Raw genomic sequence first — 20,903 nt, forward strand, 5'->3', positions numbered from 1 at the left:
CACCGCTGTAGCGAGCCAGCACTCATGGTCGTCTTTTTCGATCGTAGGTCGGCGCGCAGCGCGGCCGGATCCCCTGAAAACCCTTCTAGGGGCGGCACTCCCGCAGCTGTCGTGAGTGTTTAGGGCGGTTAGAACCGCCCTAAACACTCACGACAACCCGCGCCGTTACCAGGCGATGCGCAGCAGCGAAGGCCCGCGCACGATCACGCCGTACTCCCACTTCACGCCCTCGCGCCCGTCCGCGAGCCGCAGGTCCGGGAACCGCGCCAGGATCGCCTTCAGCGCCTCCTGCAGCTCCAGCCGGGCCAGCTGCGCGCCGATGCAGTGGTGCGGGCCGTGCCCGAACGCCACGTGCGGGTTCGGCTTGCGCGTCAGGTCGATGCGGTCCGGGTCGGCGAACACCTCCGGGTCGCGGTTGGCCGCGTGCAGCGCCGGCAGCACCGGGTCGCCCGCGCGCACCACGACGTCACCGAAGCGGATGTCCTCGGTGGCGTAGCGCGCGAACATCGCGGCGGTGTTGATCGGCACGTACCGCAGCAGCTCTTCGATCGCCGTCGGCATCAGGTCCGGGTCCGCGCGCAGCTGCGCCAGCAGCTCCGGCTGCGTCAGCAACGTGAAGACGAAGCTGGGCAACGCCGTCGAGACCGTCTCCACACCGCCGGTGAGCAGCCCCGCACCGGCGATCGAGATCAGCTCGTTCTCGGTCAGCTTGTCCCCCGCGTCGCGGGCGTAGACCAGAGCACCGAGCAGGTCGTCGGTCGGCTCCTCGCGGCGCTGGGCCACCAGTCCGGCGACGTAGTTGTCGAGCTGGTCGCCGTAGACGTCGAGCACGTCACCCTTCGCCGTGGCGTCGCTGACCAGCGCCTGGGTCCACTCGCGGAAGATCTTGTGGTCCTCCTGCGGCACCCCGAGCAGGTCGCAGATCACGGTGACCGGCAGCGGCCGCGCGAGCTCCTCGACGAGATCGGCGCTGTCACCGTGCGCCTGCATGTCGTCGAGCAGGCGGTTGACCAGGTCCTTCACGCCCTCGCGCATCTGCTCCAGCCGGCGCGCGGTGAAGGCCTTGCTCACCAGGCGGCGCAGCCGGGAGTGGTCCGGCGGGTCCATCCCCATGATGCCGTCGCCCATCTGCTGACGGCGCATCCGCGGCTGGTCGAGGCCCTGCGCGAGCTCCCGGCTGAACCGCGGGTCGGTCGTCACCAGCTTGACGTCGGCGTACTTCGTCGCCAGCCACGCCGGTTCGCCGAAGGGCATCTGCACCCGGCTCATCGGCTCTTCGCGCTGCAGGACGTGGTACTGCTCGGAAACGGAGATCTCGTGCATGTCGAACGGATACGCACGGACTGTCCGGCGTGAACTCGTCACGACTCGCCCCCAATCGCTCTCATCGGTTGTTCCAGCGCCTCGGCGTCGTAGGCGTTCTGGACGTGGGAAAGCGCCGACATCAGCGTCGACGAGGTGATCCGGTCGGCGTGGCGGCTCTCCACCACGCGGTGCAGCGGCAGCGACCCGAGCTCCGACCAGCCGAGCCGGCCCGCCGGGTCGAGGTAGCTTCGCGCCTGCCCCGCGTTGTCCGGGTGCAGGCAGTACGGGACGTCGAGCAGGCCGCGCTTGAACGCGACGACGATCGCGCGGCCGAGGTCGGCGTGGCTGTTCAGCACGGCGTCGACGAGCGCGTACGCCTCGCGGTAGACCTGGTTGTCGGCGTCGACGACGACCCGCTCGGTGACCGACCGCGCCACCGCGCCGGCGTGCTCCAGCGCCGCGACGTTCTCCGCCACGGTCGGGATCCGGTGGGCCTCGGCGGTGGTCTTGACGATCAGCCGTTCCGACCCGGTCGTCACGGCCAGCTCGGCCGCCGTCCCGAGCAGGCCCCGCGCGCCGTCCGACGTCCGCGGGAACAGGCCCATGTAGGCGTAGATCACGACGTGCCAGGTGGCCTCGGGCAGCAGCTCGGCGCACAGCCGGCGCAACGCGGAGACCGCCTCCTGGTCCTGCGTCATGTTCGTCTGCTGGGCGTAGCTCACCGAAATGCTGCGCACGCCCTTGCGGTAGAAGAACAGCGCCTCCAGCACCGAGAGCGCCACCAGCTCGCTCGGCGGGCAGAGCTGGCCCATCATGCAGCCGCCGAACGTCTCCAGGTGCGGCCGTCCGGCCGGGTGCTCGGCGTCCAGCAGCAGGTCGCAGCAGTGCGCCCAGTTGCGCACGGACTCGTCGAGCGGCGTCCGGCTGTAGGGCAGGCAGTAGGACACCGGGCCGCCCTCGGTGGCGTGCAGGCCGGCGGCGATCATCGCGCGGAAGATGTCCGCGGGCCGCGCCGAACCGTGGCGCACCTGCACCGGGAAGTCCGGGCCTTCGAGGCCGTCGAGCATCCCGCGCGTGACCTCGGGCGGGTGGTTGACGATCGGGTAGCCGTTGAGGGCGATCCCGTTGCGCAGCGCGTGCGCCACGGACGCGGTGTCGCAGACGCGGGTGTAGCTGTCGAGCGTCACGGTGCCGACGGTCGCGGCGGCCGCGCCCTTGGTCGCGGCCAGCCCGGCGCGCATGACGGCCGGGTCCGCGAACCCCATGCGGGGCTGCACGACGAGTTCGCCGGCAGCGTGGCGGCGCGCGACGAACTCTTCGAAGCTCATGCCGCCTCCGCGGGAGGGAGAGCGTCGGCGGTGCTCACGCCTCCACCTGGGTCGCACCCGCGGACAGCGTCGCGGCGAACCGGCGGAACGACGCCGCGCCCTGCTGGTCGTCGAACACCGCGTCGAACCCGGCGAGCAGCAGCTGCGCGGTTTCCTCCGCGGTCAGCGCCCCGCCGACGCCGAGCTTGCCGCCGATCACCACCGGCATGGTGCGCAGCTCGGGGAACGCGCGCAGGCGCTGGATCACGCGCAGGCCGTCCTGGTGGCCGTGGCCGTTGACGCTGCTCAGCACGAGCATCGCCGGACGGCGGCTCAGGCACTCCGACTCCAGCAGCTCGTCGGGCACGCACGCGCCGAGGTTCACCACGTCGAAGCCGAGCTCGCCGACGAGCAGCTCGAGGTACACGAGGTTCCAGGTGTGCGAGTCGGAGGCCATGCTGCTGACGATCACCGTCCGCCGGGAGGGCTCGGTGACGACGCCACCGCCGTAGGCCCGCAGTTCTTCCGTCATGGCGACACCTCGTAGACGCGCTGGTAGTCCAGTCGCGACACCGAGACGACCTCGTCGCCGCGCACGACGACCTCCGTCGGCGCGGGCCGGCCGAGGAAGCTGATCAGGCTCGCGGTGACGCCGTAGGCGCCGACGTTGGGCACGGTGACGACGTCGCCGGAAGCCAGCTCGGGCAGCTTCGCGGCCTTGGCGAGCGAGTCACCGGGAGTACACAGTGGACCGACGAGGCTGCCCGTCGCGTCGCCGGCTTCCTCGATGCCCACGGCCGCGGGCAGCAGCCTGCCGATCCCGGACAGGCCGCCGACGACGTTGATCCCGGCGTCGAGCACGACGAACCGGCTGCCGCGGCTCTCCTTGACGTTCACCACGCCGGCGAGCAGCGACCCGCAGCTGCCGGACAGGTAGCGGCCGGACTCGCAGGCCAGCTCGATCCCACCGTCGCGCCACTCGGGCAGGTGCAGGTCGAGCAGCGTCTCCAGGCCCGCGCGCAGCTTCGGGTAGTCGGTGCGCGGGCCGGGGACGGCGTACGGCGAGGAGAACCCGCCGCCGATGTCCAGGACCTCCAGCGGCAGCCCGACCTCGTCGCGCAGGCGCGCGGCCGAGGTGAGCACGAACTCGTACTCGCCGAGCAGGGCGTCCTCGTCCTGGGCGTTGCTCATGGTGAAGAAGTGCGCGCCGACGACACGGGCGCCGGGCACCGCCTTCAGCGCGGGCATGATCTCGGGCAGCGTCTCGGCGTCGATGCCGAACTGCGACGGGCGGCCCATCATCCGGATGCCGGTGCCGCCGCTGCTCGCGGTCGTGTTCACGCGCAGCAGCGCGGACGCCGTGACGCCGTGCTTCTCCGCGGCCGCCCCGACGTGCTGCAGGTCGGTCAGCGACTCGACGGAGAACAGCCGGACCCCGGTCGCGATCGCGTGCTCCAGCTCGGCGTTGGTCTTGCCGGGTCCGGTGTAGAGGATCCCGGCCGGGTCGAACCCCGCCTGCAGCGCGTTGGCCAGCTCGCCGGTGGAGCTGATCTCCGCGCGGCACCCGCCGCGGCGCAGCTCCCGGGCGATTTCGGGATGGGGGTTGGACTTCAGCGCGTAGAACAGCTGGAAGCCTTCGGGCAGCAGGCCGAACAGCTGGTCGCGCGACTCGGCGACGACGTCGAGGTCGTAGACGTAGGTGGGGGTGCCGAACTTCCCGGCGAGGTCGCTGCTCATTTGCGGGCGCCTTCCACGAGCAGGGCGAGTTCCTTCGTGGCGTTCTTGCCGTGCGCCGTGAGCGGGAACTCCTCGACGACGTGGCACAGCGACGGGACCTTCTGCGGCTCCAGGCGCTTGGCCAGCTCGCGCAGCACCGTCGTGGGCGGCAGGTCGGTCTCGACGCAGATGGCGAGGTCCCGCGTGTCGCTCGGCGGGATCGCGCCCGCCGCGCGGACCCCCGGGATGTCCATCGCCGCGGCTTCGATCTCCAAAGTGGACATCCGGATGCCCTTGCGCTTGAACATGTCGTCGCGGCGGCCCTCGAAGTAGAGGTAGCCGTCGGCGTCGAGGCGGCCGTAGTCGCCGGTGTGCAGGCGCAGCTCGCCGGTGGTCTCGTCGCGGCGGAACGCGCGGGCGGAGATCTCGGGGGCCCGCCAGTAGCCGGGCATCACGTGCGGCCCGGCGGCGACGATCTCGCCGATGTCCCCGGCCGGCAGCTCGGTCCCGTCGGCGGCGAGGATCAGCACGGACGTACCCGGCAGCGGCAGCCCGGACGAACCGGGGCGCTCGGTGTCCTCGTCCGGCGGCATGATCGTGATCCGCTTGCACTCGGTCTGGCCGAACTGCCGGACCACCTTCACGCCCGGGAAGGCGGCGCGCAGCTGGGCGATCGTGGCGTCGGGCAGGGCGGCGCCGGTGTTGGTGAACAGGCGCACCGGCGCGGGCGGCTCGGCGTCGCGCTCGGCGAGCGTGGCGATCATGGTGGCCAGCGACGGCACGATCGGCACGACGGTGGCGCCGACCTCACGCATCCGCTGCAGCAGCCGCAGGTCCGACTCGGCGTCGGCGAGGACGATTTCGCTGCGGCCGAGCGTGGCCATCAGCACCTTGTAGAGGCCGTAGTCCCAGGACATCGGGAACCGGCAGAACACGACGTCGTCGCGGCGGTAGCCGAGCACCGCCTGGATCGCGCGGGTGGCGAAGGTGACCTGGCGGTGCGGGCCGATCACGCCCTTCGGCGCGGCGGTGCTGCCGGAGGTGTAGACGAGGACGGCGATGTCGTCTTCGCTCACCTCGACGGCGTCCGCTTTGCCGCCGAGGGCCGCCTCGACCTCGGTCCAGAAAGGACCGAACTCGTCGGGGGTGAGCACGAGGACCGGTTCGGCGTTGGCCACGACGGAGTCGAAGTGGAACCGCTTCATGGCCGGGTTGATCGGCACGAACACCGCGCCGCGGCGCGACGTTCCGTAGAAGAGGGCGACGAGTGCGCGATCGGTGGGCAGCTGCACGACGACGCGGTCGCCGTGGGAAACCCCGCGGCGCGCGAGCACCACGGCGACGGCGTGGCTCCACGCGTCGAGCTCCGCGTAGGTCCACGCACCGACGCGATCGCGGACCGCCGACGCCCCGGCCGCATCGGCCACCGCGGCGTCGAGCAGAGAATGGACCAGAGAATCGTTCACGACTGCCACTCCGTAGGACTCGAAGGATGACCGGACCGGCGTGGAAGACACACCTGGAGACCTTCGAAAAGCTAGCCGCGCCGACCTGCGGATCCACACCCCTAACGGCCCCTAACCCCACCGGGCGGCCCGCGCCGAAACGCCGTGAAGGCCTCCTTACCGGCTCTTATGGCCGGTAAGGAGGCCTTCACGGCTCTCGGTCTCAGGCGGGGGCGGGAGCGAGGAGGTCGGCGGCGCGGGCCGCCAGGGTCTTGCGGTCGATCTTGCGGTTCGAGTTCAGCGGGAACTCCTCGACGTGCCGGTAGTGCCTCGGGATGACCCCCTCGGGCAGCACCGCCCGCAGCGCGCGCACCAGCTCGAGCACCGGACGTTCCCCGCCCGTGTAGAACACGAACAGCTCGGTTCCGGTGTCCCCGGCGACGCCCAGCGCCACCACGTCCTGGACGCCGCAGTCGCGCAGGGCGTGCTCGACCTCCGTCAGCTCGACGCGCCAGCCCAGCACCTGCACCTGGGAGTCCAGCCGCCCGAGGTAGGCCAGCTCCGCACCGCCGAGCCGGCGGACGCGATCGCCCGTGCGGTAGAAGCGCTTGCCGGCACGCTCGAGGAACCGGCCCTGCTCGTCGGCCGGGTCGAGATAGCCGGGGGTCATCTGCGGTCCGGCGATGCACAGCTCGCCTTCGCCGGAGTCTTCGTCCAAGAGCAGGTAGTCGTGCCCCGCGTGCACCTCGCCGATCGGCACGACACCGTTCACCGCGACGCGCGGCGTTTCGACGTCGTCCCAGCGGTACCCCGACACCGTCACGGTCAGCTCGGTGGGCCCGTACAGGTTCTCGACGATCGACGACGACGCCGCGGCGCGCCAGTCGGCCGTGTCGCGGACGGTCAGCGCCTCGCCCGCGAAGAAGCTCCACCGCAGCCCGGGCAGCGCGCCCGGCGTCAGGCCACCGGTGCGGCGGACGAGGTCGATCGCGCTCGGCGTGGAGAACCACACGGTGAGCCCGCGCTCGGCCGCGAACCGCGGCAGGTTGCGGTACGCCCCGCCCGGCAGCACCACCGCCGGCGCGCCGGCACCCCACGCGCAGAACAGGTCGAACATCGCGCAGTCGAAGTTCAGGTCGAACGTCTGCGAGAACACGTCGTCCGGGGTGAAGTCGTACCGCTCGTCGAGCAGGCCGAAGTAGTGGTCGAGCGCCGCGCGCCCGATCCGCACGCCCTTGGGCCGCCCGGTCGAGCCCGAGGTGAACAGCACGTACGCCGTGTCCGAGGAAGGAGCGAGCGGCGCCGACAACGCCTGCGACGCCCGCGGCTCGCCGAGGACCGGGACGCCGTCGGGCGCCACGGTCCGGCCGCGCTCGTCGGCGATGATGACGTCGACGCCGGCGGCTTCGACCATCTGGGCGGTCCGCGCGGCCGGGAAGTCCGGGCGCAGCGGGACGATCGTCGCGCCCGCGTACAGCCCGGCCAGGATTCCCGCGTACGCGGTGACTCCCTTGCCGGAGAGGACCCCTACGGTGCGGGCGCCGGTCTCGGCCAGTGCGCCGCCCCACAGCAGGGCCAGCTCGTGCAGCCGGTCGTAGGTGAGTGCCTGGTCGCCCACGTGGACGGCCACGCCGCCGCCGGAGCGTTCGAGGCCGCGCAGGAACCGCGCCTGCGGCCCGCCGGTAAGACCCGTGTCCATCGTCGTCCTCCATGGGAAATAGGGGTGCCGATGCGTCGATCCGGGACGGCGACGCGCGGTAGAGTCCAAAACCGAACCGGGCGGTCGGTTTCCTCTCGGTAGATCCCAACCTAGCGATCCGGAGTAGCCATGTGGGACAGCACTTTCGACGAGACGCTGCGCTCGTACCTCCCGTTCCTGCCCGCCGAGGAGGCGTTGACCGCCGAGACGCCGCTGCGGGAGTACGGGCTGGACTCGCTCGCCACCGTGGAGCTGCTCTCCGTGCTGGAGCAGAGCTACAACGTGCGGTTCGAGGACGACGCCCTGAACCTGGAGACGTTCGAGAACCCCGGCCGGCTGTGGACCACGCTGTCCGCCCTGCAGCCCGCTAGCTGACGCGCGACGGTCCTGCGCCCCGGCGGCGGGGCTGCAGGGCCAGGCGCGGGTTCACCGTGACCACCTCGAAGCGGCTGGTCGTGACGCGGACGCGCCCGAACAGCGTGTCCGGCCCCGCGATCCAGAGCTTGCCCACCCCGGACCGCTCCAGCGTCCCCACGACGTCCGGCCAGCGCAGTGGTTTCACGATGCTGTCGAGCAGCATCGTGCGCACCTGCTCGCCGCTGCGCAGGATCTCCCCGTCCTGGTCGGCGACGATCGGCAGCAGCGGGTCGTGGAAGTCCAGACCGCCGAGCACCTCGTCTTCCGCCTTGCGGCGCAGCGCGCCGAACGCCCGTGAGTGCAGCGGCGGCCGCATCGTGTAGAGGGAGAGCCCGCCCATGCTCCGGATCGTCTGCTTGAGCCAGTCGAGGTTCCGCTCGCGCACGGAAACCATGTAGAAGTCGTGGTCGATGTAGCACGAGATGTCGAACCACTCGCCCTTCCCCTCCAGCTGGGACAGGGCGTCGGTGAGCTTTTCCTCCGGGGTGCGGACGAACGAGTGCGTCACGACGTCGGTGTACTCGGTCGCGAAGAACTCGGTGAGGCAGCGGGCGAGCTCCGCCGTCATCCACACCGCGTCCGGGAAGGTGAGCGACCCGGCGTACACGCTGGCCGGCTTCTCGCCGAAGCTCGGGCCGGCGCAGTAGTCGGGGCTCATCCCCTGCTCCTCCTCGGCCCACTGAGCGAGGGCGACGCAGGTGAGCATGAACCCGACCTGGGCGTAGGACGAGTAGTCGCCCTCGGTCTCGCGGAAGCGGTCGACCAGCGAGTAGCCGAGCCGGTCGTTCGCCTGCGAGATCAGCCTGCGGGCGAAGGGGTTGATGAGCAGGAACTTGCCGAAGTCGGCGAAGCGACAAGGGCTCATCCCGGGGAAGACGACCGCCGATCCCGGCCGGGTGGCCTCATCCATGGCTGGCGACCTCTCGTTCGGCGACCCGGCTCGCGGGTGCGGTGGGCTGGATGTCCCGCAGGAAACCCAGCAGGACTTCGCGGAACCGTTCGGGCTCCTCGAGGTGCGGGACGTGGCTGGAGTCCTCGAAGATCTCCCAGCGCACGTCGTGGATCCGGTCGAAGTACGGCTGCACCGTGACGGGGGTGGCTTCGTCGTGGCGCCCGGACACGAGCAGCGTCGGCACCTCGATGTCGTCGAGGTACTCGATCACCGAGTAGTCCTTGAGCGTGCCGGTGACGGTGAACTCGCTCGGCCCGTTCATCGTGGCGTAGACGGTGTTGTCGTCGGCCATCTCCATGAACGAGGCCAGGTAGTCGGCCGGCCACGGCAGCACGCGGCAGACGTGCCGGTCGTAGAACGCGCGCATCAGCTCGAAGTACTCCGGGTCGCCGGTGGTGCCGGCGGCCTCGTGCGCCCGCAGCTGGTCGTCGACCCCGGGCGGGAGCTGGGCCCGCAGCACGTCCATCTCCCGGCGCCACAGCGGGTACGAAGCCGGCGAGTCGGCGATCACCAGCCCGCGCAGGCCGTCCGGGCGCTGCGCGGCGTGCCGCGCGACGACCAGCCCGCCCCATGACTGTCCGAAGAGGACGTAGTTGTCCTCGATGCCCAGGTGCTGCACCAGGTTGTCCAGTTCGTCACCGAACAGCTCCGGCGTCCAGAACGCCGGGTCCCGGCCCGGCAGCCGCGTCGAGCCGCCGCTGCCCAGCTGGTCGTAGTGCACGACCGGCCACCCGTGCTCGGCGAGCGAGCAGAGGTTCAGCAGGTAGTCGTGCGTGCTCCCCGGCCCGCCGTGCACCACGACGACGGCGGGCAGCTCGCCCCCGGCGGTCCCGGTGACCCGGTACCAGGTGCGGTATCCGCCGAAGGGAACCCAGCCCTTCGCGATGGGTGCCACGGCCATGCTCATCACCTCGTTCGCTTTCCCTCACCGCCGGCGCACGCGGCCGGACCCACGTTCATGTCTAGCCGCCGCGGCCCCGCCGGAACCAGCCCCTAAGGGGCGTCTAAAGCCGTTCCAAACCTGCTCGAACCTCCCTAGCGCACGGGCGGGCGGCACGGAAGGAATCCGCGCGGGAACAGGGGTTCGCGCCCCCTACCGCCGCGTTGCCGGGTCGGCCCGGCGGCGCGCCGCCACTACCTTTTCCCTTGTAGCGGTGTTTCGCCCCCGAGTTCGGAGAGTGCGTCGATGCGCGTCATGATGATGGTGTTCCCGACGAGGACGCACGTCTACAGCATGGCCCCGGTGGGCTGGGCGCTCGCCGCGGCCGGGCACGAGGTCCGGTTCGTCGGCCAGTGCAACCCGCGCGAGGTGGCGTCGTTCGCCGAAACCGGCCTCGACGCGATGTGGTTCGGCGACGAGCTCGACATCGCCCGCCACCGGCAGCTGCAGATGGACGGCGACAACGCCATGCAGGGTGGCTTCCGCATCTCCGAAAGCCGGCCGGAGCGCTACACCGAGGAGTACGTCCGCACCGTCTACGAGCACTGGGTCGAGGTCTTCCGCTGGACCACCCCGGACTCGCTGCTCGACGAGCTGGTGCGGTTCGCGAAGGGCTGGCGGCCGGACCTGGTCGTGTGGGACCCGATGATCTACGCCGCCCCGATCGTCGCGCACGCCCTCGGCGTCCCGCACCTGCGGATGATGTACGCCGCGGACCAGACGGCGCGGATCGCCGCGCAGTACCGGGACCTCCGGGCGAACCACCCCGAGGACACCACGCCGGACCCGTTCGTCGAGTGGATGTCCGCCGCGGTCGGGCGATTCGGCGCCGAGTACGACGAATCCCTGCGCCACGGCGTCAAGACCCTCGACTGCCACCCGTCCTACCTGCGCTACGACGGCGTCGGCGTCGACTACGTGCCGGCGCGGTTCGTGCCGCAGAACAAGCCGATGGCCATCCCCCGGTGGGTGCTCGAAAAGCCGGAGCGCCGCCGGGTGATGCTGACGCTCGGCATCTCGAACCGGCAGGTGCTCGGCGTCGAGGAGACGTCGGTGGCCGACCTGCTCGACGGCCTCGCGGACCTCGACGTCGAGGTGATCGCGACGCTCAACGCCGCCCAGCTCGCGTCGGTGAAGAAGATCCCGGACAACGTGCGCGCGGTCGACTTCGTGCCGATGAACGAGCTCCTCGCGAGCTGCTCGGCCATCGTCCACCAGGGCGGCGGCGCGACGATCGGCAACGCGGTCGTCAACGGCGTCCCGCAGCTCGTCATCCCCGGCACCACCTGGAGCGAGCGGGTATCCGCCGTCGCGCAAGAAAAGCGCGGCAACGGCCTGGTGCTGGACCTCGAGGACGTCACGCCGGAGTCCGTCCGCAGTGGGCTGAACCGGCTGCTGGAGGAACCGTCCTTCCGGGACTGCGCGCTCGAGGTCCGCGACGAGATGCTGGCCACGCCGACGCTGGACGACCTCGTGCCGGAGCTGGAACGGATCGCGCGATGGCAGTGACATCTGGGGCTCCGCCCCAGGTCAGGGGCTCCGCCACCCGAACCCCCGAAAAGATGGCGGTGACCGGGCGGCCGAAGGTGGTGCGCACCATCGGGTTCCTCATCGGGAGCCTGCCGCTGCGGATCGCCGCCTTCGTGCTCGTGCTGGTCACGATGCTGCTCGGCATCGCCACCACCATGCTGTGGGTCGGCATCCCGATCCTGATCACCGCCACCTCGCTCGTCCAGGGTTTCGCCCGCCTGGAGCGCCGCTGGGTCCACACGATGCTCGGCGTCGACGTCCCGCCGCCGCGGCGGCGCGAGCACGGCCCCGGACTCCTGCAGACGTGGCAGACCCGCCTGGTGGACCAGGTCACCTGGCGCGAGGTGAACTACGTGCTGCTCGCCTTCCCGCTGGGCATCGTGGAGTTCGTCGCCGGGATCGTGTCCGTGGCCGTGCCGCCGTTCGGGATCTTCGTCGCGCCGCGGATCGGCGCCCTGCACGCCGCGCTGACGGCGTCGATGCTGGGGCCGGACCGCACGGCGCAGCTGGAGGCCCGGACCCGGCAGCTGAGCGACTCGCGCGCCCGCGGCGTCGACGCCGTCGAGGCCGAGCGGCGGCGCATCGAACGCGACCTGCACGACGGCGCCCAGCAGCGGCTGGTGTCGGTCGCGATGAGCCTGGGCCGGGCCCAGCTGAAGCTCGACGTTAACGACCCCGCCGATACCGCCGCCGTGCGCGAGCTGATCGGCGCGGCGCACGCGGACGCCAAGCTCGCGGTGTCCGAGCTGCGTGACCTCGCCCGCGGGATCTACCCGCCGGTGCTGCAGGACCGCGGTCTCGACGCGGCGCTGTCCTCGCTCACCGCGCGGATGGCGATCCCGGTCGACGTCGAGGTGAGCGTCGACCCGCGCCCGCCCGCGCCGGTCGAGACCACGACGTACTTCATCGTCAGCGAGACGCTGACCAACATCGCGAAGCACGCCGGCGCCGACCGCGCGTCGGTGCGCGTGACCCGCGACGACGAGACCGTGGTGGTCGAGATCCTCGACAACGGTCACGGCGGCGCGTCCGTCCGTCCCGGTGGTGGCCTGGCCGGGCTCGCCGACCGGGCCGCGACCATCGACGGCGTGCTCACCGTGGTCAGCCCGGTGGGCGGCCCCACCGTGGTGCGCGCCGACCTGCCCGTCCGCTGGTGAACTCCCGGGAGTGCGAAATGCGTGTGGTCATCGCCGAAGACTCGGTCCTGCTGCGGGCCGGCGTGCAGAGCCTGCTCGCCGACGTCGGCATCGAGACCGCGGCCGCCGTGTCCAACGGGGACGACCTGCTCGTCGCCGTCCGCGAACACCAGCCGGACCTCGTCATCGCCGACGTCCGGATGCCCCCGACGTTCACCGACGAGGGCATCCGCGCGGCGATCGCGGCGCGCAAGGAGGTCCCGGGCCTGCCGGTGCTGGTGGTTTCGCAGTACGTGGAGGGCAGCTACGCGGTCGAGCTGATCGCCGAAGGCACCTCCGGCGTCGGCTACCTGCTGAAGGAACGCGTCGCCGACGTGGCCGACTTCCTCGAAGCGGTCCGCCGGGTGGCGAGCGGCGGCTCGGCGATCGACCCCGACGTGGTCGCCCAGATGCTGTCCCGCAACCGCGACCCCCTGGAGGGGCTGACCGCCCGCGAGACGGAGGTCCTCGGGCTGATGGCCCAGGGCCTGTCGAACGCGGCCATCGCGAAGGACCTGGTCGTCACCCAGGGCGCGGTGGAGAACCACATCAGCAACATCTTCGCGAAGCTCGGCCTCGAAGCCAGCCGCGACCAGAACCGCCGCATCCGCGCGGTGCTGACCTACCTGGACAGCACAACCGTCCGCACGTGAAGTCGTGAGTGGTTAGGGCGGTTAGAACCGCCCTAACCACTCACGACGGCTTGCGCTCAGCGGAGGGTGCGCCAGCTCGTGGCCGGCTGGAAACGGGGCCGGCGGCGCGGGCGCGGGACCGGCGGTGGTCCGGGGTCGGGCGGCTGGGCGCCGACCGCGGCCAGGACCGCGACCAGCGCCGCCAGCTCCGTCTCGTCGGGCGCGCCGCGCAGGACCCGCACCACCGGGTCGCCCATCAGACCGGCGGGTTCCCGTGCTTGCGCGCCGGGATGTCGGCGTGCTTGGTGCGGAGCATCGCGAGCGAGCGGATCAGCAGCGCGCGCGTCTCGCCCGGCTCGATCACGTCGTCCACGAGGCCGCGCTCGGCCGCGTAGTACGGGTGCATCAGCTCGGTGCGGTACTCCTTGATCTTCAAGGCGCGCACGGCTTCGGGATCGTCGGCCGCCTTGATCTCGCGGCGGAAGATGACGTTCGCGGCGCCCTCGGCGCCCATCACGGCGATCTCGTTCGTCGGCCACGCCAGCGAGACGTCGGTGCCGATCGACCGCGAGTCCATCACGATGTACGCACCGCCGTAGGCCTTGCGCAGGATCAGCTGCACCCGCGGCACGGTGGCATTGCAGTAGGCGTAGAGCAGCTTCGCGCCGTGCCGGATGATCCCGCCGTGCTCCTGGTCGACCCCGGGCAGGAAGCCGGGGACGTCCACCAGCGTCACGAGCGGGACGTTGAACGCGTCGCAGGTCTGCACGAACCGCGCGGCCTTCTCGCTCGCTTCGATGTCGAGCACCCCGGCGAGGACGGCGGGCTGGTTCGCGACGATGCCCACGACGTGGCCGTCCAGCCTGGCCAGCGCGCACACGACGTTGGTCGCCCAGCCGGCGTGCACCTGCAGGAACTCGCCGTCGTCGACGATCTCCGCGATGACGTCGCAGATGTCGTACGCGCGGGCCGGATCGGTGGGGACGACGTCGAGCAGGCGGTCGGTGCGGCGGTCGGGCGGGTCGGCGGCGGGCGCGTGTGGCGGGGCCTCGTTGTTGTTGGCCGGAAGCAGGGAGAGCAGGTAGCGGACGTCGGCCAGGCAGGTCGCCTCGTCGTCGTAGGCGAACGCGGCGACGCCGGAGGTCTCGGCGTGCACGTCGGCGCCGCCGAGGCCGTTCTGCGTGATCTCCTCGCCCGTCACCGCCTGCACGACGTCGGGTCCGGTGATGAACATCTGCGAGGTCTCGCGGACCATGAACACGAAGTCGGTCAAGGCGGGCGAGTACGCCGCGCCGCCCGCGCACGGGCCGAGCATCACGGAGATCTGCGGGATGACCCCGGAGCAGCGGGTGTTGCGCCGGAAGATGCCGCCGTAGCCGGCGAGCGCGGTGACGCCCTCCTGGATCCGGGCCCCGGCGCCGTCGTTGAGCGACACCAGCGGCGCGCCCGCGGCCTCGGCGAGGTCCATCACCTTGTGGATCTTCTGCGCGTGCGCCTCGCCGAGCGCGCCGCCGAAGATCCGGAAGTCGTGGGCGTAGACGAACACCGTCCGGCCGTCGACGGTGCCCCAGCCGCAGACGACGCCGTCGGAGTGCGGGCGGCGCTGCTCCAGGCCGAACCCGGTGGCCCGGTGCCGGCGCAGGGCCTCGAGCTCGGTGAACGAGCCCGGGTCGAGGAGCAGGTCGATCCGCTCGTGCGCGGTCAGCTTGCCGCGCTCGTGCTGACGCTGCGTGGCGGCGTCGTCGGGTCCGCGGCGCGCGGCGTCCTTGATCTCCCGCAGCTCGTCGAGCCGGTTGGCGAACGCGGCCGGTGCCTCAGACACGGACGCCTCCCAGCTCGTCGGCGAGCCGCCGCAGGATGACGCCCTGGTGGCGGGTGAGGAAGAAGTGCCCGCCGGAGAGTTCGATCAGCTCGAAGCCGCCGGCCGTGTGGTCCGCCCAGGAGGCGACCTCGTCGACGGTGGCCATCGGGTCGTCGCTGCCGGTGAAGGCCACGATCGGCGCGGCCAGGGGGTCGCCCGGGGTGTACCGGTAGGTCTCGACCGCCCGGTAGTCGTTGCGCACCACCGGCAAGATCATGCGGACGACCTCGTCGTCGCCGAGCAGGTCCGCCTCGGTGCCGCTCAGCCGCCGCAGCTCGGCGATGACGCCGTCGTCGGTCCGGGTGTGCACGCTTTCGTCACGGACCCGCGAGGGAGCGCGCCGCCCGGAGACGAACAGCGCGGCGATCTTCACGCCGGCCCGTTCGAGGCGGCGGGCGGTCTCGTAGGCGACCATGGCGCCCATGCTGTGCCCGAACAGTGCGAGCGGCCGGCCGGTGTTCTTCCGGAGCAGGTCGCCGACCCGGTCGGCCATGGCGTCGATGCTGGTCAGGAAGGGCTCGTGCCGCCGGTCCTGCCGCCCCGGGTACTGGACGGCGAGGACCTCGACGTCCGGGGCGAGTGCCTTGGCCACCGGGAAGTAGAAGGGGGCCGAGCCACCGGCGTGCGGCAGGCAGACGAGCCGCGCCTTCGCCTCGGGTGCAGCCGCGAACCGGCGCAACCAGTTCTCCTCGGCGTTGTCCCCGTGGGCGACCATGTCGTCCACCGCCCTTCCGTCTCGGAGGCTCCTCCCGGCCAAGCTAGCCAGCGGGAGCGCGGGCCAACGACCCCTAAAGCCCCCTAACGGTGCGGGCCACGGGTAAACGCGGCCAGGCCGGGTATGCCGTATCCGGAGAAACCGCGCTCGTGGGGAAGCGCAGGAGGAGTCGCACAGTGCGCGTGAGCTGGAACGGAGCCGACCAGACCGGCTGGCAGGTGCTGGACGTGGCGGGCATCGACCGGCCGGGGCTGACGGCCGCCCGCAAGTGGGTCGAGGCCAAGCTGGGCACGCTGCGCGAGACGGACCTGATCGACACCCTGATCGTCGTCGGCGAGCTGCTGGAGAACGCGTACGTCCACGGCGGCGGGCCCCGCGAGCTCCGGATCCACCAGGCCCACGACCCGTGCGAGGTGACGGTGGCGGTGGCCGACGTGGGCAGCGGGGAACCGAAGCTGCGAGCCCCCGACCACGGCGGTGGGCGGGGGTTGCTGCTGGTCGATCAGCTTTGCCGTGCCTGGGGCGTGAGTCATCACGACGAGGGGAAGCTGGTCTGGGCTCGAGTGGAGTGCGTGGAGGAATAGGTCGGGTAGGTGGCTTCGCTCTGGGGGGTGTCCCTATGTGGTTGTCAAGCCGCGGCGGGAGTGGGAGCTGGTTCGGGGTGGCGGTAGTGGGTGCCGTTGCGGAGCATGGCGTAGAGGACGTCGCAGCGGCGGCGGGCCAGGCAGATCAGGGCGGCGTTGTGCTTCTTGCCCTCGGCTCGTTTGCGGTCGTAGTAGGCCCTGCTGGTCGGATCGTGCAAGGCCGCGAACGCGGCCAGGAAGAACGCCCGTTTCAGCTTCCGGTTGCCGGTCCGGGCCGGGTGCTCGCCCTTGATGCTGGTGCCGGAGCTGCGGGTGACCGGAGCGATGCCGGAGTAGGCGGCCAGGTGCCCGGAGCTGGCGAAGTTCGAGGCGTCGCCGACCTCGAGCAGGATGCGGGCTGCGGTCCTGACGCCGATGCCGGGCATCGACGTCAGGACCCCGGCAAGAGGGTGCGCATCAAATATCCCCTCAACCTGCTCAGCGACGGCTTTGCGTTGCTGCAGAACGGATTTGAGACTATCCGCCAGCCGCGGCAGGACTGTGTCGGCGGCTGCGGTGCCCGGGACCGTGACGGTCTGCTCGCCGAGGGCCGTCATGATCGCCTCGACCAGCTTGTCGCCCATGCGGGGCGCGTGGACCTTCGCGATCGCGGTCAGTTTGCGTCGGCCGGCCTGGGCGATCCCGGCCGGTCCGCCGCAGCGGGAGAGGATCTCCAGCACCGCCGGATGGCTGTTCCGCGGACCGATGGCGCGTTCGAGGGCGGGGTGGATGCCGGTGAGCAGACCGCGGATCCGGTTGGCAATGCGGGTGGCCTCGCCGGCCAGGTCGTCATCGAACCCGACCAGCACCTCCAGCTCGGCCAACGCCTCGTCGCCCACGTCGACCGGCCGCAGCGTGTGCGGCAGCGAGCGGGCGGCGTCGGCGATGACGAACGCGTCCCGGGCGTCGGTCTTGGCCCGGCCGGGGTAGAGGTCGGCGATGCGGCGCATCGCCAGTCCGGGCAGGTAGGCGACCTGATGCCCGGCTGCGCGGGCGACCGTGACGGGCAGCGCTCCGATCGTGGCGGGTTGGTCGACTACGACCAGCAGTGGTCTGTGGTGGGAGAGTTTGTCGAACAGCGCCCGCAGTTTCGGTTCGGTGTTGGGCAGCGGCCCGTCATGCAGACGCTTGCCCGCCGGGTCCAGGCCGACCGCGTGATGGGCTTCCTTGCCGACATCCAGGCCGAGGAACACCCCAAAACTGCTGCTCATCCACCAGCCGTTCGTTCGTCGCGTCGTGGTCACCGGGTTGGGCATCGATGGCCGGCACCCACGTTACGACGAGACCTACCAAGCGCTGGTGGCCGTGTCCCTATCAGCGGTCCCTCGATGCCACCAGACCCGGTGACACCACCCCCCGGATCATGGGTTCGACTGGGGGCGTTAGTCATGCCGGGCCTGGTGACCACAACTCCCTGGTCGGGAGCCACGAAAAAGGTAACGGGGCAGTGCGCGTCTGGGCGTGGGTGTGTCGTACGGGGGCAGCGACTGCTGGGTGCCGGTGCCGTGGGGTTTGAGTGCGCCGGTGCTTCAGCGGAACGCGCAGTGCTGCACGCGCCCCGGAGGGAGGTGGTTGCGGGCCACTCGGCTGACTTGTCCGGCCAGTGGTCGAGAGGTACGGATGCTCTGAGCGGAGTTCAGCGGCCGGCTCTGTGGCTTCCGGGGCGTGGGTGCGGGTTCGGTAGCGTCGGCTGTGAACCGTCCGGCCCCGTCTCGGCCGGGCATTGCCGGGCACGGATGACGTTGACCGGCGAATCGGCAACCGCCGATCGAACACGGCATTGTCCGGTCAGAGGTTGGTCGAGTACGGATGTGGTTGAGAGTGGGTCGGCTGCCGCCCCCGCAGCTTTCCGGGACGTGGGTGCAAGTCGGTATCGACGGCTGCCCGGGGCTGCGCTGCCCGGCCGGTGGTTGAGGGGTGCGGATGCCCTCTGCGGTTACCTCGGCGGAGTTCAGCGGCCAAGCCTGCGGCCTCCCGGGGCATGGGTGTAGGTGCGGTAGCGACGCTTGCCAGGCCAGTCATCGTCGTATGCGGATGCCGCTGAAAGTGGCTCGGTTGTCGCTGCTTCGGTGGGGTGCTTGGGGTTTCCAGGACGTGGGGGTAGGCCCGTAGCCGGTGACTGCGGGCCTTTCCCCTCTTCGGTTGATCAGGCGGCGAACGGTAACGGCTCGTGGAGGTTGTTGCGCCTGGGTTTTCGGCGTTTGTCCAGGAACACCGGTGGCAGGAACTCGGGGAGGCCGTCGGCGGCGATGCGGACTTGCCAGCCGGAGCGGTGCAGCAACCGGTGATGGTGGCCGCACATCAGCACCAGGTTGCCCAACTCGGTCGGCCTGTCGCCTGCCAGCGTTATGGGACCACCACGTTGCCAGTCGTGGGGCCACCGACGGCAGCGCAGAAGTGGAACAGGTTACCGCGCTGACGATTGGCGAACGCTGCGTTCCCGTACGACCGAAATGCGGCATGCGCGGACGCGTTGCCCTTGCGAAAACCATTGGTGACCGACTTGCTCCGCTGATGTACTGATGGCCACCGTGAGTCTGCTGCGTGACGGAGGTAGTAGGTGTGAGCAGCTATAACGTGCTTGCCGAGGTATACGAGTGGCTCATCTCCGATGCGAAGCTGGCTCCGGCCGAGTTCGCTGCGTCGTTCGATGATGTCCTCAGTCTTCTGCCGTCGAACGCTCACGTCCTCGATTGTTCGTGCGGGGCCGGACAGTTGGCGGTTGGCCTCGCCGGTCTTGGCATGCACGTTGTCGCAACTGACGCCAGCGAAGCGATGGTTCGTCGGACTGCGGAGTTGTCTGAGGAGTTCGGGGCATCTGTTCGGACAGTGCGGGCGGACTGGGAAGAGTTGCCTGACCATTTCGATGACGCCACCTTCGACATGGTGTTCTGCGTTGGCAACTCGCTGCACCATGCCGAGGGCGCGCGAGGCAGGGTTGCTGCTCTGGAGTCGATGTCACGGCTTCTGCGCCGTGGCGGGCGCTTGGTGCTCACCTCCCGCACGTGGGAACTCGTGAGGGCCAGAGGTTCCCGACTGGACATCAGTGACCGACTCGTTCGCCGGAACGGTCGCGATGCCGTCGTGGTCTACCGCTGGGACATTGCGCCGAACTGGGAGGACGAGCACCACATCGAGATTGCGATCGCGCAAGTGGATCCGGCTGGGTCGGTTCTTGCCCGCTCGGAACTGCTTTCGAGCTGGCCCTACCGATACGACCAACTCGAAGCCGAGTTGCACCGGGTCGGACTCCAGACGGAAATGAGCACGTTCAACCTTGAGGCCGAGAACTACATGGTGGTGGCGAGCAAGGTATAGACAACGGGCTCTCAGTCCGTGGCCGGACCGCGCGGTTGCAACCAGGAGGCTTGCGTCCTCTCGTTGGCATTTCCGGACGTTTGGGTTGCCGTCGCCGTGACCTGGCTAACGCAGATCTGGAACCTGTTCTCTCAGTGGATCACCTGCAGTCGGTGGTCCACTGACTGGCAACGTGGTGGTCCCACGACGGTGGCAAACGACAGTCGGCCCGCCATCAGCCCAATGCCGGATGTGGTGGCCCTGGCAATGCCGAGGCGGCCGATGACAACCCGGGAAGGCACAGCCGCGGTCGCGCAGGTACAACGCGCGGCGGAGGCCGGGTGAGACCAACCGCCGGAGACGACCGAGGTCGAGGGGTTCACCCTTGCCACCCAGCACCGCGGGGATGATCTGGCAGTCGCAGGCATGGATCCGGGCTTCGGCCGCGGAAATCGTGCCAAGGTCGCCGAGGGTCGCCTGGCCGACACCGGACTTCAAGTCTTCCAGGGAGACTGCGACCATGACGTGGGCTCGTTCGCCCGCCTGCATCGGCAGGTCCGGGGAATTCAGGGCGAGGTCGATCGCGTCGGAGAACGCGTCGCCGTAACGTTCCTGCGGGGAACGGAAGTCGGGGCCGTCGTCGGCTCTGCGGCGTTCGGCCAGGGAATCCAGCAGGGCACTGGCGCGGGCGCCGGTCTCGTCATCGAAACGACCGGTCAGTTCCCAGACCCCAGTTCTTTTGCGGCGCAAGGAGAGTTCACGGCTGGGCGTGGCCGGTTCGGCGGCATCGGGTTCGGCGCCATCGGGATCGAGGTGCGCCACGATCCGCGCACCCAGCGCCGCGACCTGCTTGTGCCCGGCGTCTTCGGCGAAGGACAGCAGATCCTGCTCGACGCGATCACGATGCTCGTGAGGAACCTGCTGCAGGACACCGACAATGGAGTCGATCATCGGGGTGCTCAACCGCCCACCCGAAGCAGCAGTACCGGTGGCGGGAGCAACCGCGGGGACAGGGCTACCGTCCAAAAGCCGGCCGGAGTTCAGAGCCCGGGCCCGTTTCACCACGGTCTCGGCAGCAGCCTTCGGAACATCGGCGAGATGCTCGAACAACCGGCCAACCGACCGATACCCGAACAACTCCATGACACCCCGCGACTCGATTTCCCCAAGCAGGGCACCGATCTCAGCCTCGGCAGACCGAACAACAGTGAGCAGCGCGGAGATACGGTCGGCCAAGGCCACCGCATCCGCTCGCCACACCGCATCACTGTCCACACACCAAGATTACC

At 70.4% G+C, this 20,903-nt stretch carries 19 protein-coding genes and 1 pseudogene; 6 read left to right on the forward strand and 14 right to left on the reverse strand.

The features are described 5' to 3' along the window. Positions 1 to 165 precede the first annotated feature (165 nt). The 6 genes from QRX60_RS03955 to QRX60_RS03980 form a co-directional block, all read right to left on the reverse strand. Positions 166 to 1,323 carry a cytochrome P450 gene (locus QRX60_RS03955; protein WP_285999436.1) on the reverse strand — a complete coding sequence of 386 codons (1,158 nt, stop codon included), beginning with the start codon at positions 1,321 to 1,323 and terminating at the stop codon, positions 166 to 168. A gap of 38 nt (positions 1,324 to 1,361) precedes the next feature. Then, positions 1,362 to 2,633: a methylaspartate mutase gene (locus QRX60_RS03960; protein ID WP_285999437.1), complete on the reverse strand. Its 1,272-nt coding sequence runs from the start codon at positions 2,631 to 2,633 to the stop codon at positions 1,362 to 1,364. 34 nt (positions 2,634 to 2,667) lie between these two features. After that, positions 2,668 to 3,144, reverse strand: a complete 477-nt coding sequence (locus tag QRX60_RS03965) for a cobalamin B12-binding domain-containing protein (RefSeq protein WP_285999438.1) — start codon at positions 3,142 to 3,144, stop codon at positions 2,668 to 2,670. Continuing rightward, positions 3,141 to 4,349 (reverse strand): type III PLP-dependent enzyme domain-containing protein, encoded by a 1,209-nt coding sequence (locus QRX60_RS03970; protein ID WP_285999439.1) that lies wholly within the window; start codon positions 4,347 to 4,349, stop codon positions 3,141 to 3,143. Before QRX60_RS03970 ends, QRX60_RS03965 begins: the two co-directional genes overlap by 4 nt. After that, positions 4,346 to 5,794 (reverse strand): AMP-binding protein, encoded by a 1,449-nt coding sequence (locus QRX60_RS03975; protein WP_285999440.1) that lies wholly within the window; start codon positions 5,792 to 5,794, stop codon positions 4,346 to 4,348. The genes QRX60_RS03970 and QRX60_RS03975 overlap by 4 nt, the downstream gene beginning before the upstream one ends. 202 nt (positions 5,795 to 5,996) lie before the next feature. Next, positions 5,997 to 7,472: an AMP-binding protein gene (locus QRX60_RS03980; RefSeq protein ID WP_285999441.1), complete on the reverse strand. Its 1,476-nt coding sequence runs from the start codon at positions 7,470 to 7,472 to the stop codon at positions 5,997 to 5,999. 129 nt (positions 7,473 to 7,601) lie between these two features. Between QRX60_RS03980 and QRX60_RS03985 the strand changes: the two genes are divergently transcribed. Beyond that, positions 7,602 to 7,847 (forward strand): phosphopantetheine-binding protein, encoded by a 246-nt coding sequence (locus tag QRX60_RS03985; protein ID WP_285999442.1) that lies wholly within the window; start codon positions 7,602 to 7,604, stop codon positions 7,845 to 7,847. Here the strand turns inward: QRX60_RS03985 and QRX60_RS03990 are convergent. Both QRX60_RS03990 and QRX60_RS03995 read right to left on the reverse strand, forming a co-directional pair. Further along, entirely contained in the window at positions 7,840 to 8,799 is a 960-nt protein-coding gene (locus tag QRX60_RS03990) for an ACP S-malonyltransferase (RefSeq protein ID WP_285999443.1), read from the reverse strand. The two genes, QRX60_RS03985 and QRX60_RS03990, sit on opposite strands and share 8 nt — an antisense overlap. Then, positions 8,792 to 9,742 (reverse strand): proline iminopeptidase-family hydrolase, encoded by a 951-nt coding sequence (locus QRX60_RS03995; protein WP_285999444.1) that lies wholly within the window; start codon positions 9,740 to 9,742, stop codon positions 8,792 to 8,794. The genes QRX60_RS03990 and QRX60_RS03995 overlap by 8 nt, the downstream gene beginning before the upstream one ends. 285 nt (positions 9,743 to 10,027) lie before the next feature. On the opposite strand from QRX60_RS03995, the gene QRX60_RS04000 reads away from it, so the two are divergent. From QRX60_RS04000 to QRX60_RS04010, 3 genes are read left to right on the forward strand one after another with little or no spacing between them, the layout of a single operon-like run. Beyond that, positions 10,028 to 11,290, forward strand: coding sequence for a nucleotide disphospho-sugar-binding domain-containing protein (locus QRX60_RS04000; RefSeq protein WP_285999445.1), 1,263 nt, complete (start codon positions 10,028 to 10,030; stop codon positions 11,288 to 11,290). A gap of 53 nt (positions 11,291 to 11,343) precedes the next feature. Further along, positions 11,344 to 12,468: a sensor histidine kinase gene (locus QRX60_RS04005; RefSeq protein ID WP_285999446.1), complete on the forward strand. Its 1,125-nt coding sequence runs from the start codon at positions 11,344 to 11,346 to the stop codon at positions 12,466 to 12,468. A gap of 17 nt (positions 12,469 to 12,485) precedes the next feature. Continuing rightward, a complete protein-coding gene (locus QRX60_RS04010; RefSeq protein ID WP_285999447.1) occupies positions 12,486 to 13,139 on the forward strand; it encodes a response regulator transcription factor in 654 nt (217 codons plus the stop codon). Positions 13,140 to 13,195: 56 nt separating this feature from the next. Here the strand turns inward: QRX60_RS04010 and QRX60_RS04015 are convergent, their stop codons facing one another. Genes QRX60_RS04015 through QRX60_RS04025 form a run of 3 tightly spaced genes read right to left on the reverse strand, consistent with a single transcriptional unit; the run spans position 13,196 to position 15,694 of the window. Then, positions 13,196 to 13,375, reverse strand: a complete 180-nt coding sequence (locus QRX60_RS04015; RefSeq protein ID WP_285999448.1) for an acyl-CoA carboxylase epsilon subunit — start codon at positions 13,373 to 13,375, stop codon at positions 13,196 to 13,198. Then, complete coding sequence (locus QRX60_RS04020; protein WP_408630203.1) at positions 13,375 to 14,940, reverse strand: acyl-CoA carboxylase subunit beta; 1,566 nt, start codon at positions 14,938 to 14,940, stop codon at positions 13,375 to 13,377. The genes QRX60_RS04015 and QRX60_RS04020 overlap by 1 nt, the downstream gene beginning before the upstream one ends. Then, positions 14,933 to 15,694 (reverse strand): thioesterase II family protein, encoded by a 762-nt coding sequence (locus tag QRX60_RS04025; protein ID WP_286003495.1) that lies wholly within the window; start codon positions 15,692 to 15,694, stop codon positions 14,933 to 14,935. The genes QRX60_RS04020 and QRX60_RS04025 overlap by 8 nt, the downstream gene beginning before the upstream one ends. Before the next feature lie 182 nt (positions 15,695 to 15,876). Here QRX60_RS04025 and QRX60_RS04030 point away from each other — a divergent pair, with 182 nt between their 5' ends. Next, a complete protein-coding gene (locus tag QRX60_RS04030) occupies positions 15,877 to 16,278 on the forward strand; it encodes an ATP-binding protein (RefSeq protein ID WP_285999449.1) in 402 nt (133 codons plus the stop codon). A 44-nt stretch (positions 16,279 to 16,322) separates the two neighbouring features. Here QRX60_RS04030 and QRX60_RS04035 read toward each other — a convergent pair whose 3' ends face one another. Then, on the reverse strand, positions 16,323 to 17,528 hold the full coding sequence (locus QRX60_RS04035) for an IS110 family RNA-guided transposase (RefSeq protein WP_286003496.1): 1,206 nt from the start codon (positions 17,526 to 17,528) through the stop codon (positions 16,323 to 16,325). 935 nt (positions 17,529 to 18,463) lie between these two features. Next, positions 18,464 to 18,652 (reverse strand): annotated as a pseudogene (locus tag QRX60_RS04040) (HNH endonuclease); the annotation flags it as partial. A 227-nt stretch (positions 18,653 to 18,879) separates the two neighbouring features. Here QRX60_RS04040 and QRX60_RS04045 point away from each other — a divergent pair. Then, on the forward strand, positions 18,880 to 19,635 hold the full coding sequence (locus QRX60_RS04045) for a class I SAM-dependent methyltransferase (RefSeq protein ID WP_285995162.1): 756 nt from the start codon (positions 18,880 to 18,882) through the stop codon (positions 19,633 to 19,635). Between the two features lie 105 nt (positions 19,636 to 19,740). On the opposite strand, the gene QRX60_RS04050 is transcribed toward QRX60_RS04045, so the two are convergent. Then, the gene (locus tag QRX60_RS04050; protein ID WP_285999450.1) at positions 19,741 to 20,889 is read right to left on the reverse strand and encodes an HNH endonuclease signature motif containing protein; all 1,149 of its coding nucleotides are present in this window, start codon (positions 20,887 to 20,889) and stop codon (positions 19,741 to 19,743) included. Between the last annotated feature and the right edge of the window lie 14 nt (positions 20,890 to 20,903).

Source organism: Amycolatopsis mongoliensis, assembly GCF_030285665.1.
In the GTDB taxonomy this organism is placed as follows: Bacteria; Actinomycetota; Actinomycetes; order Mycobacteriales; family Pseudonocardiaceae; genus Amycolatopsis; species Amycolatopsis mongoliensis.

What these genes read in the sequence shown, in the direction of transcription:
- QRX60_RS03955 (WP_285999436.1), bottom strand. Translation starts at nt 1,323, where the DNA reads ATGCACGAGATCTCCGTTTCCGAGCAGTACCACGTCCTGCAGCGCGAA.
- QRX60_RS03960 (WP_285999437.1), bottom strand. Translation starts at nt 2,633, where the DNA reads ATGAGCTTCGAAGAGTTCGTCGCGCGCCGCCACGCTGCCGGCGAACTC.
- QRX60_RS03965 (WP_285999438.1), bottom strand. Translation starts at nt 3,144, where the DNA reads ATGACGGAAGAACTGCGGGCCTACGGCGGTGGCGTCGTCACCGAGCCC.
- QRX60_RS03970 (WP_285999439.1), bottom strand. Translation starts at nt 4,349, where the DNA reads ATGAGCAGCGACCTCGCCGGGAAGTTCGGCACCCCCACCTACGTCTAC.
- QRX60_RS03980 (WP_285999441.1), bottom strand. Translation starts at nt 7,472, where the DNA reads ATGGACACGGGTCTTACCGGCGGGCCGCAGGCGCGGTTCCTGCGCGGC.
- QRX60_RS03985 (WP_285999442.1), top strand. Translation starts at nt 7,602, where the DNA reads ATGTGGGACAGCACTTTCGACGAGACGCTGCGCTCGTACCTCCCGTTC.
- QRX60_RS03990 (WP_285999443.1), bottom strand. Translation starts at nt 8,799, where the DNA reads ATGGATGAGGCCACCCGGCCGGGATCGGCGGTCGTCTTCCCCGGGATG.
- QRX60_RS03995 (WP_285999444.1), bottom strand. Translation starts at nt 9,742, where the DNA reads ATGGCCGTGGCACCCATCGCGAAGGGCTGGGTTCCCTTCGGCGGATAC.
- QRX60_RS04000 (WP_285999445.1), top strand. Translation starts at nt 10,028, where the DNA reads ATGCGCGTCATGATGATGGTGTTCCCGACGAGGACGCACGTCTACAGC.
- QRX60_RS04005 (WP_285999446.1), top strand. Translation starts at nt 11,344, where the DNA reads ATGGCGGTGACCGGGCGGCCGAAGGTGGTGCGCACCATCGGGTTCCTC.
- QRX60_RS04010 (WP_285999447.1), top strand. Translation starts at nt 12,486, where the DNA reads ATGCGTGTGGTCATCGCCGAAGACTCGGTCCTGCTGCGGGCCGGCGTG.
- QRX60_RS04015 (WP_285999448.1), bottom strand. Translation starts at nt 13,375, where the DNA reads ATGGGCGACCCGGTGGTGCGGGTCCTGCGCGGCGCGCCCGACGAGACG.
- QRX60_RS04025 (WP_286003495.1), bottom strand. Translation starts at nt 15,694, where the DNA reads ATGGTCGCCCACGGGGACAACGCCGAGGAGAACTGGTTGCGCCGGTTC.
- QRX60_RS04035 (WP_286003496.1), bottom strand. Translation starts at nt 17,528, where the DNA reads ATGAGCAGCAGTTTTGGGGTGTTCCTCGGCCTGGATGTCGGCAAGGAA.